The sequence below is a fragment of the Micromonospora sp. NPDC005254 genome, assembly GCF_042872525.1.
Taxonomy (GTDB): Bacteria; Actinomycetota; Actinomycetes; order Mycobacteriales; family Micromonosporaceae; genus Micromonospora.
Genome location: NZ_JBIAKM010000005.1, coordinates 149,686 through 163,928, shown reverse-complemented (window position 1 = coordinate 163,928; position 14,243 = coordinate 149,686). Strand labels below are relative to the sequence as shown.

11 protein-coding genes are annotated in these 14,243 nt (G+C 71.6%); 7 read left to right on the top strand and 4 right to left on the bottom strand.

Going from position 1 to position 14,243, the window contains the following annotated elements; translation table 11 throughout:
- Positions 1-31: 31 nt before the first annotated feature.
- Entirely contained in the window at positions 32-1,669 is a 1,638-nt protein-coding gene (gene abc-f / locus ACFYPR_RS17120) for a ribosomal protection-like ABC-F family protein (RefSeq protein ID WP_363939221.1), read from the bottom strand.
- Positions 1,670-1,945: 276 nt separating this feature from the next.
- Between abc-f and ACFYPR_RS17115 the strand changes: the two genes are divergently transcribed.
- Both ACFYPR_RS17115 and ACFYPR_RS17110 read left to right on the top strand, forming a co-directional pair.
- On the top strand, positions 1,946-2,338 hold the full coding sequence (locus tag ACFYPR_RS17115; protein WP_354855988.1) for a type II toxin-antitoxin system RelE/ParE family toxin: 393 nt from the start codon (positions 1,946-1,948) through the stop codon (positions 2,336-2,338).
- Positions 2,338-2,652, top strand: a complete 315-nt coding sequence (locus tag ACFYPR_RS17110) for a helix-turn-helix transcriptional regulator (RefSeq protein WP_354855989.1) — start codon at positions 2,338-2,340, stop codon at positions 2,650-2,652. Before ACFYPR_RS17115 ends, ACFYPR_RS17110 begins: the two co-directional genes overlap by 1 nt.
- Positions 2,653-2,734: 82 nt before the next feature.
- On the opposite strand, the gene ACFYPR_RS17105 is transcribed toward ACFYPR_RS17110, so the two are convergent.
- Positions 2,735-3,430: a response regulator gene (locus ACFYPR_RS17105; protein ID WP_387260787.1), complete on the bottom strand. Its 696-nt coding sequence runs from the start codon at positions 3,428-3,430 to the stop codon at positions 2,735-2,737.
- Positions 3,427-5,019, bottom strand: coding sequence for an ATP-binding protein (locus ACFYPR_RS17100; protein ID WP_387260786.1), 1,593 nt, complete (start codon positions 5,017-5,019; stop codon positions 3,427-3,429). The genes ACFYPR_RS17105 and ACFYPR_RS17100 overlap by 4 nt, the downstream gene beginning before the upstream one ends.
- A gap of 76 nt (positions 5,020-5,095) precedes the next feature.
- Here ACFYPR_RS17100 and ACFYPR_RS17095 point away from each other — a divergent pair, with 76 nt between their 5' ends.
- Positions 5,096-6,475, top strand: coding sequence for a cation:dicarboxylate symporter family transporter (locus ACFYPR_RS17095; RefSeq protein ID WP_387260783.1), 1,380 nt, complete (start codon positions 5,096-5,098; stop codon positions 6,473-6,475).
- A 263-nt stretch (positions 6,476-6,738) separates the two neighbouring features.
- Here the strand turns inward: ACFYPR_RS17095 and ACFYPR_RS17090 are convergent, their stop codons facing one another.
- Positions 6,739-7,149 (bottom strand): hypothetical protein, encoded by a 411-nt coding sequence (locus tag ACFYPR_RS17090; protein WP_387260781.1) that lies wholly within the window; start codon positions 7,147-7,149, stop codon positions 6,739-6,741.
- Between the two features lie 87 nt (positions 7,150-7,236).
- Between ACFYPR_RS17090 and ACFYPR_RS17085 the strand changes: the two genes are divergently transcribed.
- From ACFYPR_RS17085 to ACFYPR_RS17070, 4 genes are all read left to right on the top strand, one after another.
- Positions 7,237-9,063: an alpha-galactosidase gene (locus tag ACFYPR_RS17085; protein WP_387260779.1), complete on the top strand. Its 1,827-nt coding sequence runs from the start codon at positions 7,237-7,239 to the stop codon at positions 9,061-9,063.
- A 204-nt stretch (positions 9,064-9,267) separates the two neighbouring features.
- Entirely contained in the window at positions 9,268-10,680 is a 1,413-nt protein-coding gene (locus tag ACFYPR_RS17080) for an FAD-dependent oxidoreductase (protein ID WP_387260776.1), read from the top strand.
- A gap of 87 nt (positions 10,681-10,767) precedes the next feature.
- Positions 10,768-12,939, top strand: coding sequence for an FUSC family protein (locus ACFYPR_RS17075; RefSeq protein WP_387260774.1), 2,172 nt, complete (start codon positions 10,768-10,770; stop codon positions 12,937-12,939).
- A 261-nt stretch (positions 12,940-13,200) separates the two neighbouring features.
- A complete protein-coding gene (locus ACFYPR_RS17070; RefSeq protein ID WP_363935624.1) occupies positions 13,201-14,238 on the top strand; it encodes an aminotransferase class V-fold PLP-dependent enzyme in 1,038 nt (345 codons plus the stop codon).
- Positions 14,239-14,243: the final 5 nt, after the last annotated feature.

The following is a 14,243-nucleotide window of genomic DNA, read 5'->3' as shown; positions in this document are numbered from 1 at the left end:
GACGTTTGTCCGGCCGGGCCGCGACGTCGGGTCAGCCCTGGTCGGGTGCCGCGATCTCGCGCAACTGGCCGTCGGCCAGCCGCAGCCAGCGCTGCACGCCGATCTCGGCGAGGAACCGTTCGTCGTGGCTCACCACCACAAACGCACCCTGGTACGCGGTCAGCGCGCTCTCCAGTTGGGCGACGCTGACCAGGTCCAGATTGTTCGTCGGCTCGTCGAGCAGCAGCAGTTGCGGCGCCGGTTCGGCGCAGAGCACGCATGCGAGGGTGGCGCGCAGCCGCTCGCCGCCGGAGAGCACCCCGACCGGCAGGTTCACCCGGGCGCCTCGGAACAGGAACCGGGCCAGCAGGTTCATCCGCTTGGCGTCCGGCAGGCTCGGCGCGTACGCGGCGAAGTTCTCCGCGACCGTGCGGTCGAGGTCCAGCAGGTCCAACCGCTGCGACAGGTACGCGATCCGCCCGTCGGCCCGTTTGATCTCGCCGCCGGCCGGTTCGAGATCGCCGTTGACGAGGCGCAGCAGGGTCGACTTGCCGACGCCGTTCGCCCCGGTGAGCGCGATCCGCTCCGGCCCCCGGATCACCAGGTCGGCGCCGTCGCCGCCGAACAGCTCCCGATCGTCGAAGCGGGCCCGCAGCCCCGTACCGGAGAAGACCGTCCGTCCGGACGGGACGGTGGTGTCCGGCAGGTCGACGGTGATCTTGTCCTCGTCGCGGACCGCCCGGCCGGCCTCGTCGAGCCGGGCCTTGGCCGAGCCGAGCCGGGCGGAGTGGGTCTCCTGCGACCTGCCCGCCGACTCCTGCGCGCTGCGCTTGAGCCCACCAGCGACGATCCGGGCCAGACCGGCGTTCTTCAGGTTCTTGGCGGCGTTGCTGGCCCGCCGGTCGGCCCGCTCACGGGCCTGCTGCATCTCCCGCTTCTCCCGCTTGACCTCCTGCTCGGCGTTGCGCAGGTTGCTCTCGGCCACCTCCCGCGCCGCCTGCACCGCCTCGGTGTACGCGGTGAAGTTGCCCCCGTACCAGTTGATCTCGCCTCGTTCCAGCTCGGCGATGCGGTCCATCCGGTCCAGCAGCTCCCGGTCGTGGCTGACCAGCAGCAGGCACCCGGACCAGTCGGACAGCACGTCGTAGAGCTTGTGCCGAGCCTCCAGGTCCAGGTTGTTGGTCGGCTCGTCGAGCAGCAGCACGTCGGGCCGTCGCAGCAGTTGCGCCGCCAGGCCGAGGGAGACCACCTGACCGCCGCTGAGGGTGTGCAGCCGCCGGTCGAGCGCCAGGTCACCCAGGCCGAGGCGGTCCAGCTCGGCGCGGGTGCGCTCCTCAATGTCCCAGTCGTCGCCGATGGTGGCGAAGTGCGCCTCGCTGGCGTCGCCGGCCTCGATGGCGTGCAGCGCCGCGATCCGCTCGGCGACGCCCAGCACCTGGGCCACGGTCAGGTCGCCGACCAGCGGCAGCGTCTGCGGAAGGTAACCGACCACGCCGTCGACGGTGACGCTGCCGCCGCCGGGCGTCAGCTCCCCGGCGATCAGCCGCAGCAGGGTGCTCTTGCCGGCGCCGTTGGGCGCGACCAGGCCGGTACGACCGCCCGGAACGGTGAAGGACAGCTCCGAGAAGACCGGGGTGTCGTCCGGCCAGGAGAAGGACAGGTTCGAGCAGACGATGTACGCATCAGACATGCGAGTGACCTCGAAGGGTGGGGTGGGCGCGCGCCTAAGCCGCCCGACGACAACGGGAACCGGTGGAACGACGGCATGGCCTCGGCGGCTGCGCCTACGCGCGCCGAACCGATGGCCGAACATGTCCGGTCTCACCCGGAGATGTCGTCGTCACCCGCCATGTCTGGTCTCCCTGGTCGTACCGCTAACCCAACCCGGCAAGTCTAACAACGGATCTTGACCCCGCCACCGCATTAGAGCGCAGCGGTTCTGTATAGCTCAGGCTATAGTTGGTCCATGTCTCATGAGCCGCCACGTCGCTGGGCGATCAAGACGACAACGGATGTCCGTAACTGGTTGCGATCCCTGCGAGATGCCGACCCTGCGACGTACCGGTCCGTCAACGTAGCGATCGACATGCTCGCGGATACCGGTCCGGCCCTGGGGCGGCCACTGGTCGACACCCTCAAGGGCTCGACCATCAGCAACCTGAAAGAGCTTCGACCGAGATCCGGAAGGGACGTTGCCGTTCGGGTGCTGTTCGTCTTCGATCCCTGGTCCCAGGCCGTCCTGCTGGTGGCCGGCAACAAGGCGGGAGATTGGAATCGATGGTACGACAAGGCGATTCCGGTGGCCGAGATTGCGTACGAGGGCTGGCTTGCCTTCGAGAAGAAGCGGAGGGAGGGCTGATGAGCGACTTCCATGATTGGAACGACATCCGGGCCGAGCTGCACGACGGGGACGATGAAGCGCTCGACGCCGAACGTGCCCGTACCGAGGCGTGGATCAGCGCGTTCCACCTTGCCGAGGAGCGGAAGCGGTTGGGCTTGACCCAGCGGCAGGTGGCCGAGCTGATGGGTGTCACGCCCGGCCGAATCAGCCAGATCGAGAACGGTGATCTGGAGGCTAATGAGGTCGCGACACTGAGTCGGTATGCGCGAGCGCTCGGCGCCCGAATGCGGATCATCTTCGACTACGGCGACGACTTGCGCCAGATCGCCTGATCTGACGATCAGCACATGTGCAGGCCACAGCAGCCGTTGATCACTCAAGCATCCACCCGGCGCCGCTTGACGTCGCGTTGCGTCAGCGGGGGCGGTACTCGACCTCGGGGCGGCCGGGGGTGCCGTAGCGGGGGGTGCGCACCGCGCGGTCGATGGTGACCAGGTACTCCAGGTAGCGGCGGGCGGTCACCCGGGAGATGCCGGTCGCCGCGCTCACCTCGGTCGCGGACAACCCCGCACCCGGGCCGGATCCGTCAGCCAGCGCCGCACGTACCCGATTGAGGGTCTGCGCGTCGAGGCCCTTGGGCAGGCTGTGCCCGGCGGTGCCGCGCAGGGTGGCGAACATCCGGTCCACGTCGTGCTGGGCGGTCACCTCGCCTTCGGCGAGCGCCTGGGCGCGGTAGTCGGCGTAGCGCTCCAGCTTGTCGCGGAACGCCGCGAACGTGAACGGTTTGAGCAGGTAGTGGGTCACCCCGAGGGACACCGCGGTGCGCACCACCGCCAGGTCCCGCGCGGAGGTCACCGCGAGCACGTCGACGCTGCTGCCGGCCGCGCGCAGCGCCCGGCAGACGTCCAGGCCGTGCAGGTCGGGCAGCCGAAAATCCAGGAGTACGAGGTCCACGTCGCCGCCGCCACCCGCGCGCAGAGCCGCCATCGCCGCCCGCGCGGTGTGCGCCACCCCGACCACCACGAAACCCCGAACCCGTTCGGTGTACGCGGCGTGCGCCTCGGCCAGCAGCGGCTCGTCCTCGACGACCAGCACCCGGATGTCGGTCATCGCGGGGCACCGCCGACCGGTAGTCGGACCGTGAACAGGCTGCCGCCGTCGTCCGAGCGGGCCACCTCGTGCCGGCCACCGTGGCGGCGGACCACCTGCCCGATCAGCGCCAGACCGAGACCCCGGCCGCTGCTCTTGGTGGACCAGCCGCGCCGGAACGCGTCCGCCACCCGCTCCTCGGCCAGCCCGGGGCCGCTGTCGGCGACCCGGACCACCAGTTCGTCGTCGACGGCGCCGACGAAGACCCGCACCGTACGCGGCGGGGGCGTGCCGGCGACCGCCTCCAGGGCGTTGTCGATCAGGTTGCCGACGACGGTGAGCAGGTCGTTGGTCGGCAACGGGCTGTCGTCGAGGCGGCAGTCCGGCTCGATGACGAGGTCCACGCCGCGCTCGCCGGCCTGGGCGGACTTGCCGAGCAGCAGCGCGGCCAGGGCCGGCTCGGTGACCGCGTCGACCACCCGGTCGGTCAGCTGCTGCGCGTGGGCCAGGTCCCGCGTGCCGAGCCGGACCGCCTCGTCGGCGCGGCCCAGCTCCACCAGCGTGAGGACGGTGTGCAGGCGGTTGGCCGACTCGTGGGTCTGCGCCTGCAACGCCTCGGTCAGCGCGCGGACCGAGTCCAGCTCGCTGGCGAGGGTACGCAGCTCGGTCTGGTCGCGCAGGGTCAGCACGGTGCCGAGCGGCGCGCCCTCGAAGCGAGCGGTCCGCTGGTTGGCCACCAGCACCCGGTCACCGGCCAGCATGGGCTCGTCGAGGGCGTCGCGCCCGGAGCCGAGCAGCTCGGCCACGGCGGGCGGCAGGTCGATCCCGGCGACCGGCTGGTCGGTGACCGGCTCGTCGGCGTCGAGATCGAGCAACCGCCGGCCCTCGTCGTTGATCAGCGCCACCCGCCGATCGGTGGTCAGCACCACGAGACCCTCGCGCACCGAGTGCAGGACCGCGTCGTAGTACTCGTACATCCGGGTCATCTGCGCCGGTCCCAGGCCGTGGGTCTGGCGACGCAGCCGGCGGCTGAGCAGCCACGATCCGGTCGCGGCGAGCGCGAGCGCCGGCGCCGCGACGCCGAGCAGCACGGGGAGCTGGCGCAGCAGCTTGCGGTTGATGGCCCGGGTGGTGATGCCCACCGAGACCAGGCCGACGATGCGCCGCTGCTCGTCGTACACCGGCACCACCGCGCGCACCGACTCGCCGAGCGTCCCGACGTTGGTGGTGGTGAACGGGTGCCCCGCCAGGGCGGGCCCGATGTCGCCGACGAACGGCTCGCCGATGCGGTCCCGGGTCGGGTGCGAGAAACGGGTGCGGTCGGGGGCCATCACGACCACGAAGTCGGTGCCCGTGGCCAGCCGGGTCGATTCGGCGTACGGCGCAAGGATGCTGGCCGGGTCGGCGGTCGTGAGGGCCGCGCGGACGTCGGGGGAGCGGGCCACGGTCTGCGCCACCGCGAGCACCTCCTCCTGCGCGGCCTGGCGGGAGTCGACGCGGGCCAGCCAGACGGCGCCCGCCGCGCCGGCCAGCACGAGCAGCGTCACCACCACCGCCTGGAGGGCGAAGAGCTGCCCCGCGATGCTCCACTGCCGTCGGGCCACCTCCATCACCTCCTCGGATTTTCGCGGTGAACAGAATGACCGCAAATTTGTCAACGGGTGAGACGCGCTTCACATTGTCGACATGGACACCACCGCATCCACCACCACGGCGGAGCCGTCGGCCCGCCGGGACCGTACCCGTTACCTGTACCTGGCCGTCATCGTGGCCGTGCTCGCCGGCATCGTGGTCGGCCTGGTCGCCCCCGATTTCGGCAAGGAACTCAAGCCGATCGGCACGGGCTTCGTCAACCTGATCAAGATGATGATCAGCCCGGTCATCTTCTGCACGATCGTGCTGGGCGTCGGTTCCGTCCGCCAGGCCGCGAAGGTCGGCAAGGTCGGCGGCCTGGCGCTCGGCTACTTCCTGACCATGTCGACCGTCGCGCTCGCCATCGGCCTGGTCGTCGGCAACCTCATCCACCCCGGCTCCGGCCTGGACCTCGGCCAGGACCTCGCGGGCGCGGGCAAGGCCGCCGCCGGTGACGAGGCCGGCGGTACGGCGGAATTCCTGCTCGGGATCATCCCGACCACGCTTTTCTCCGCGCTCACCGAGGGGGAGGTGCTCCAGACGCTGCTGGTGGCGCTGCTCGTCGGCTTCGCGGTGCAGGCGATGGGCCGGCGCGGTGAGCCCGTGCTCGGCGCGATCGCCGTCCTCCAGCGGGTCGTCTTCAAGGTCCTCGCCATGATCATGTGGCTGGCGCCGATCGGCGCGTTCGGCGCGATGGCGGCCGTCGTCGGCGCGACCGGCGTGGACGCCCTCAAGAGCCTCGCCCAGATCATGCTCGGCTTCTACGCCACCTGTCTGATCTTCGTGCTGGTCGTCCTGGGCGCGTTGCTGTGGTTCGTGGCCCGGATCTCGATCTTCTCGCTGCTGCGCTACCTCGGCCGGGAGTTCCTGCTGATCCTGTCGACTTCGTCGTCGGAGTCGGCGCTGCCCCGGCTCATCGCCAAGATGGAGCACTTCGGCGTGAGCAAGCCGGTCGTGGGCATCACGGTGCCGACCGGGTACTCGTTCAACCTCGACGGCACGGCGATCTACCTGACGATGGCGTCGCTGTTCATCGCCGACGCGCTCGGCAAGCCCCTGGCCATCGGCGAGCAGATCTCGCTGCTGCTGTTCATGATCATCGCTTCGAAGGGCGCCGCCGGAGTCACCGGTGCCGGGCTGGCCACGCTTGCCGGTGGCCTCCAGTCGCACCGGCCGGACCTGGTGGACGGCGTCGGGCTGATCGTCGGCATCGACCGGTTCATGTCGGAGGCGCGGGCGCTGACGAACTTCGCCGGCAACGCGGTGGCGACCGTCCTGGTGGGAATCTGGACCGGCGAGTTCGACCGGGACCGGGCGGCCGGCGTGCTGCGCGGCGACGACCCGTTCGACGAGGCCACCATGCTCGACGACCACGACGACGAGTCGGCGGCACGCCCCGACGAATCGACCGCGCCAGCTGGCGTCCCGGCCTGACCGTCCCGGGGGGTGATCGACTCCAGGTCGGCGATATCGGGGTATCCAAGCTTGTAGGACACCCCGATATCGCTGATCTCGTGTCGATCTTCACCGAGAGGTTGACCTCCGGCTGACGACAGAGACCAAACGCTCCCGTGCGACACGACCTCGGGCCCCGCCACCGCTGGCAATCTTGGACACTTTCCGTTAGCTGCTAACGGAAACTGTCCAAGATCTACCCTGTCAACCGCCTCCCGCGCCCCGGACGGCGTCGCCCTGGGTCAGCTCGTCGACCTCAGGGCCGCCGCACGGAACTTGGCTGGTGGCAGGTATCCGTGGGCGTCCACGTAGTGGAGCAGGAGCTGAGGAGCGGCGTACGCGACGTTGTCGCCCCGCACCTCGAATTCGGCGCTCTCGCGGGCGATCATGCCCTCCCGAATGGCTTCTCTGGCGTCGTCGCCCAGGTCCCGGATGCAGATCTCGCAGTAGTGGTGTCCCCGTGTCTGGCGGACTCGCACCTTGGCCAGTTCCGTCAGAGCTGGCATCAATCCGCCCGGGGGAGCGCCGGTCGGGAACGGATGCGAGGCGTCCAGCCAGCCGACGTTGAGCAGCGGCTCGTCGGATGGCCCACGCCCGTCCTCGTCATGCCGCTCCAGGTACGTGTACGGCGTCAGGTCCACGAAGTAGGTCACGGGTTCTGTGTACCCACCCTCCGCGCACTTGACAGGGGGCGTGTGAGCGTTAACATCGATAAGCGCCATTGTCTGTCGGGAGGTCCGATGACGCTCGTCCTCGCGCGTTCCACCGCACGGCGGATGGCCGGGCTCACGGCTCTGGTCGTGCTGCTCGCCGTCGGCCTCACCGTCATCTCCCCGAAGCCCGCCGTGGCGTGGGACAACGGCACGGCGAACACCCCGCCCATGGGGTGGAACAGCTACGACTCGTTCAACTGGAGCGTCACCGAGGCCGACGTCCGGGCCAACACGGACTACCTGCGCGACAACCTGCGCCAGCACGGCTGGCAGTACGTCGTCATCGACTGGGCCTGGTACTACCCGGGCCAGCACAACAACAGCCCCAACCAGGACGCCAACCTCAATCCCCGGCTGCGGATGGACGCCAACGGACGGCTGCTGCCGGACACCACGCGGTTTCCCTCGGCGGCGGGCGGCAACGGGTTCAAGCCTCTCGCCGACTACGTGCACGACCAGGGACTGAAGTTCGGCGTCCATCTGATGCGCGGCATCCCGCGGCAGGCGGTCGCGGACAACGTGCCGATCCTCGGCACCACCTGCCGGGCCAACCAGATCAACAACACCACCACCGCGGCCTGGCTCAACCTGATGTGGGGTCTGAACATGTCCAACGCCTGCGCGCAGGCGTACCTGGACTCGGTCTTCCAGCTCCTGGCCGGCTGGGGTGTCGACTACGTGAAGGTGGACGACATCGCGGCCCCGACGTACCGGCAGGCCGAGGTCGAGGGTTACCGGACGGCGATCCAGCACAGCGGTCGGCCGATGGTGCTGAGCCTCTCGCCCGGCGCGACACCGCTGGCCAGTGGCGGGCACGTGCGGGACAACGCGCACATGTGGCGCATCGTCAACGACCTGTGGGACAACTGGTCGTCGCTCGACGCGCTGTTCGACCAGTTGCGCAACTGGACGCCGTACCGGACGACTGGCGCCTGGCCTGATCCGGACATGATCCCGATCGGGCGGCTGTCGAAGTACGGCCCGGTCGGCGCACCCCGCTACTCCGGGCTCACCGCTGACGAGCAGCGCACCCTCATGACCCTGTGGGCGATCAACCGGGCGCCGCTGATGTGGGGCGGCAACCTGGTCGAGAACCGCGCCGCCGAGCTGGCGTTGATGACCAACGCGGCGGTGCTCGCCGTCGACCAGAACAGCGCCAACAACCGGCAGCTCGTCGGCGGCACCCGGCAGGTGTGGACCGCCGATGTGCCCGGCACCGACCACCGGTACGTGGCGCTGTTCAACCGCGAGAGCGCGACGGCTAACGTCTCGGTGAACCTGGCCGACCTGGGCATCGGCTCGGCCACCGTCACCGACCTGTGGTCCGGCGCCGGTCTCGGCACCGTCACCGGCACGCTCACCCGATCCATCCCCGCCCACGGGAGCGGCCTGTACCGGGTGGCGCCGCTGACCACCGCCCCCACGCCGACCACCTACACGGTGGCCGCGCGGCACAGCGGCAAGCTCCTCGACGTCTTCAACGCGTCCACCGCCGATGGCGCCAACGTCGTCCAGTGGGGCGCGAACGGGCAGGCCAACCAGCGGTGGCGGTTCCAGGACGCCGGTGGCGGCTACTCGACGGTGACAAGTGTCAGCAGCGGCAAGTGTCTCGACGTGTACGGCGGCGCGGGCGCCACCGCCGACGGCGTCCGCGTGATCCAGTGGACCTGCAACGGCGGCACCAATCAGCAGTGGCGCGTCGAGGACCTCGGAACCGGCTACGTCAGGCTCGTGGCCCGCCACAGCGGGAAGTGTCTCGACGTGCTGAACGCCGCCACGGCGGACGGTGCTCAGGCCGTGCAGTGGACGTGCGGCACCGGCGCCAGCCAGCAGTGGCGACGCACCACCGCGTAGCGCGCCGTCGGCCCTCGCGGCGGTGATGCGCCGCAGCGGGCGCGGATCCTCGTCACGTCGCTGCCGGCGGTCTGGGCGCTGATCGCGGCCGGCACACTGCTGGCACGGCGCTACGCCAGCGGGCCAACTGAAGGCTGACGGCGGGCGCCGCGGTGGTTACGGTCGTGGATGCCGAGGTTTCCCGACCGTTCGAGGAGTGATCGCATGGCCCCCTCTCCGTCCCGGCTCTTCGCGGAGATAGCGACGGCCGAACGACCGGCCGAGACCAGAGTGGTCATGCGGCGAGCGGTGGTGCTCGGCGGCAGCATGGCCGGGTTGCTGGCGGCCCGGGTTTTGAGCGATCACGCCGAGGAAGTGCTGATCATCGAACGGGATCCGTCCAATGTCGACGCCGGGCCTCGGCCGGGGGTGCCCCAGGGCAGCCAGGTGCACGCGCTGCTGCCCGCCGGCCAGGTCCAGTTGGAACGCTGGTTTCCCGGCATCGCCGACGAGGCGCTGGCGCTCGGCGCCCCTCCGCCGCCGCGCGACCAGGGCACCGCGAAGGTCTTCATCAACGGCGTACTGGGTCTGCCGCCGGCAGCGACCGGCACCGGGCCGGCGTTGATCACCACGCGTCCGTTCCTGGAGGCGCTGGTCCGTCGGCGGACCCTCGCCGTCGACAACATCCAGTTGGTGTACGGCCGGGCCGAGGGCCTCCTCTTCGACGAGCGGCGCGTCACCGGCGCCCGGTACGTGCCCGAGGGCGGCAGCGAGCCGGTCGTCGAAACGGCGGACCTGGTGGTGGACGCGATGGGCCGGTCCAGCCGGTTGAGTGACTGGCTGGCCGAGGAGGGGTGGCCGCGCCCGCCGATGCACCGTATGCCGATCAAGCTGAACTACGCGACGGCGCTCTACAAGCGCGACGAGAAGGTCAGCGACGCTTGGGTGGCGGTCTTCCACACCATGGCGGGCAAGGGGCGTACCGCCCGGATCGGCGGGATCAACTCGGTCGAAGGGGACCGTTGGATCATGCTGGTCGCCGGCTACGACGGGGACCGGCCCAGCCGCGATGTCGCCGACTTCACCACCCGCTGCCGGGAGCACTACCCGCAGATGTTCGGCGACATCGCCGAACACGGGGAGATGCTCGGCCCGGTGGTCACGTACCACCAGGCGGACAGCCGACGCCGCGACTTCCATGAGCTCGACCGCCTGCCCGCCGGGTTGGTCGCCGCCGGTGACGCGGTCGCGTCCTTCAACCCGGTGTACGGCCAGGGCATGACCTCCGCGACGCTGCACGCCTCCTGCCTGTCAAACTATCTGCGGTCCGGGCCGAAGCCGCACGACGAGCCCGCGCGGGCGTACTTCGACCAGGTCCGCGTGGTGGTCGACGCCGCCTGGCAGGTCTCCACCACCGCCGACATCGAGCTGCCGCACGTCGACGGGCCGTACCCGCCCGGTTACCGGGTCACCAAGTGGTTCGGCGATCTGCTCTTCCGGGCGTCGCTCACCGACCCGGTGCTCAACGCCCGGTTGGGGCGGGTGACCACAATGCTCGACCACCCGGCCGCCCTGAGCCGCCCCGGCACCCTGTTCCGGGCGCTCCGCTTCGGCCTGCGCGGCCGCTCTCGGCGGTGATTCGTCGCCAAACCCGCAGCCCGTGGCGGGGTGCGGTGGAGAATGGTGGGTCGGGAAGGGGTGCCGCGACGAACCGGGGGAGCAGGCGTGCTCGCAACCAGCCTCCTTGGCCGGCTGCGCCGCCGTGACCCGGGGGACGCCGTCCTGCGGCGCGCGGTGCGCCTGACGCTCGTCGCGTCCGTCATCTTCTACGCCTGTCGGTACGGGGCGGGCAGCCCGGTGCTCGCCACGTACGGGCTGTTCGGCGCGATCGCCGCCGGGTCGTTTGCCCAGTTGCCCGGTCCGGCGCCGCAGCGGGCGCGGATCCTCGTCACGTCGCTGCCGGCGGTCTGGGCGCTGATCGCGGCCGGCACGCTGCTGGCGTGGAGCACGTGGGCGGCGGCCGGCGGGATGCTGGTCGTCGGGTTCGTCGTGGCGTTCGCGGGGGTCGGGAATCCACGCCTGGTGGGTCTGGCCAGCGCGTTCCAGCTCTTCTACATTCTGGCGTCCTTTCCGCCGTACCAACCGGACACCCTGCCGCAGCGACTGGGCGGGGTCACGCTCGCGATCGTGCTGCTCGCCGCGGCCGAGGTGCTGCTCTGGCCCGACCCGGTGCCGGTCACCTTCCGGCAGCTGCTCACCCGGGCGGCGGACGGCGTCGGGGCGTTCCTCGACGACGCCGCCGACGCGCTGACCGACCCGCACGCCGGTCACGCTGGTCGGGACAGCCGGCGCGCGCGGGCGTACGACCTGGTGGCCCCGCTCGGTCTGGGCCGCAACCCGCCGGAGCGGGCGCCGACCGCGGCGGGCGCCCAGGACCGGGCTCTGCGGATCTCGGCGGCGGCGCTGCGGGAGGTGCTCGCCGAGGCGGACCGGCTCGCGGGGGACGCCCCGCCGGAGCCGATCGGAGAGCTGGCGGCGGCGCGGCTGGTGCGCACCTGCGCTGAGACGACCCGGGCCGCCGGCCGGAGCCTGTCACCGGGTGCGCCGCCGGTCGACCTCGCTGGCCTGGACGTCGCGATCCGCGCGGCCGAGGCCGCCTACCCGGTGGGGCGAGGTGGCGGCGCCGACGCGCCGGACGTACCCCGGATGTGCCGGGACGCGACCGCGCTGGCCCTCGCCGACCAGGTGCGGGTCTTCGCCGTCGGTGCCCGGGTCGCCGCCGGGGCACGGCCCGCCGGAGGCGAGGCCTACCCCAGACTTTTCGGGTACGCGCGACACAGCCCGTGGACGCTGTACTGGTGGCAGTTCCGCTCCCATCTTGCTCCCAGCTCCGCCCACCTGCACAGCGCGCTTCGGCTGGCCGTGGCGTTGTCGGTCGCCCGGGTGGCTGCCGGAGTGTTGCAGCTCAACCACGGCTTCTGGGTGCTCCTGGCTACACTCACGGTCCTGCGGACCTCGGCCGCCGACACCCGCACCGCGCTGCGACCCGCAGTGCTCGGCACGATCGCGGGCGTCGTCGTCAGTGGCCTGCTGGTGCTCCTCGTCGAGGACCCTGTCGTGTACGCCGTCGTCCTGCCGGTCACGCTGCTGCTGGCGTTCGGTGTCGGTCGGCTGCTGGGCCCGGTGTGGCAACAGGCGCTGTTCACCCTGCTGCTGACGGTCGTGTTCAGTCAGCTCAGCCCCGAGGGTTGGCGGCTCGCCGAGGCCCGGCTGGTCGACGTCGGGCTCGGCGCGGTGATCGGTGTGCTCGCCGGCGTCGCCATGTGGCCGCGCGGTGCGAGCCGCGACCTGCGCCACAACGCCGCGCGTTACCTGACGGCCAGCGGGGACGCGGTCGAGCGGACCGTCGAGGCGGTGCTCGGCGACGCGCCGCCGCCCGAGGACGACCTCGATCGGGTCCGCCAGCGGATGGTCCTGGTCGACTCGTCCTACTGCCAGTACCACTCCGAGCGCCACGACCCGCAGCGCGCACGCGTGAACTGGGACGCCGCCCTGGGCGCCGGGCAGCACGTGGTGCCCGGCGCCGAGTCGCTGCTGCGCCGCAACCCGCCCGGCTGCCTCGCCGGCTGGCCGGCGGCGGCGGTCCTGCTGCGGGACGCGGCCGGGCAACTGCGCTCGGCGTACGACGAACTGGCCGGAGAGGTGGCACAGGGCCGGGCCGCGGGCGCGGTGCCGGCCCCGACCGACTGTGTCGACGAGGTGGACCGGGTCCGTCCGCTGCTCGGCGCGGTCGACGCCTCGGCGGTGCGGCACCTGGTGGAGGTCGATCGGTGGCTCGCCGGCCTCGCCGACAGCCTCACCCGGATCCACCCGCCGGACGCGAATCGGCGTCGATGACGTCGCCGCCCGCGCCTGGCTGGTCGCCTCGGCGGCAGGTTGGTCGTGAGCGACATACCTCAGAGTCATATCTATACCTGAGAGTCATCACGCCCTCCCCGGTGCCCGGCTCCGGGTGGCGAGCGGCGGGCGCCGGGTGCGGGGTGCCGGGCACAGCCCGCAAGCCCGCAAGCCGCCGGCAGTCCGCCGCCGGGAGCCCGCAGGCCGCAGGACTCCGATTGGCCGTGCCCCTGCGCGACGAGCCCGCCTAGCGTCGGTGGCATGGAGATCGCGCAGGCACAGCAGTTGTGGAAGCCGGAGCCCGGCTGGTTGAACACGGCCTCCTACGGGTTGCCGCCCGAGCCGGCCTGGACGGCGTTGCAGGAGGCCCTGGCCGCCTGGCGGGTCGGCAGCACGTCATGGGAGGGCTGGGGCGACTCGGTGCAGCGCTCCCGGACCGCGTTCGCCGGTCTGATCGGCGTGCCGGCCAGTGACGTCGCGGTCGGCGCGACCGTCTCCCAGATGCTGGCGCCGGTGGCGGCGGGGCTGCCGGCGGGGGCCACCGTGGTCGTTCCGGAGATCGAGTTCACCTCGAACCTGTTCCCCTGGCTGGTTCAGGAGGAGCGCGGCGTCACGGTCCGCACGGTGCCGGCGGACCGGCTGGTCGACGCGATCGACGCCGACACCGACCTCGTCGCGTTCAGCCTGGTGCAGTCGGCCGACGGCTCGGTCGCCGCGTACGACGAGATCGTGGCCGCGGCCCGCGCGCACGACGCGCTGGTGGTGGTGGACGCGACCCAGGCGTGCGGGTGGCTGCCGTTCGATGGCAGCCGGGCCGACGTGGTGGCCGTCGGCGGCTACAAGTGGCTGATGAACCCGCGCGGCACCGCGTACACCTATCTGGCCCCGGCGCTGCGCGAGCGCCTGCGCCCGGACGCCGCCGGCTGGTACGCGGGCCACGACCCGCACGCCTCCTACTACGGCCCGCCGCTGCGGCTGGCCGACGACGCCCGCCGGTTCGACATCTCGCCGGCCTGGTTCAGCTGGGTCGGCGCGGCCCCCGCCATGGAGCTGGTCGCCGAGATCGGCGTGCCGGCGATCCAGGAGCACGACGTGGCACTGGCCAACCGGTTCCTGACCGGCCTGGGCCGGCCGCCGGGGGACAGCGCCATCGTCACCGTCGAGGTACCCGGCGCGGAGCAGCGTCTCGCCGCGGCCGGCATCCGGGCGGCGGTGCGCGCCGGGCGGGTCCGCGCCTCGTTCCACCTCTACTCCACCGAGGCCGATGTGGACGCCGCCCTGGAGGCGCTGGCGGGGTGACGCGG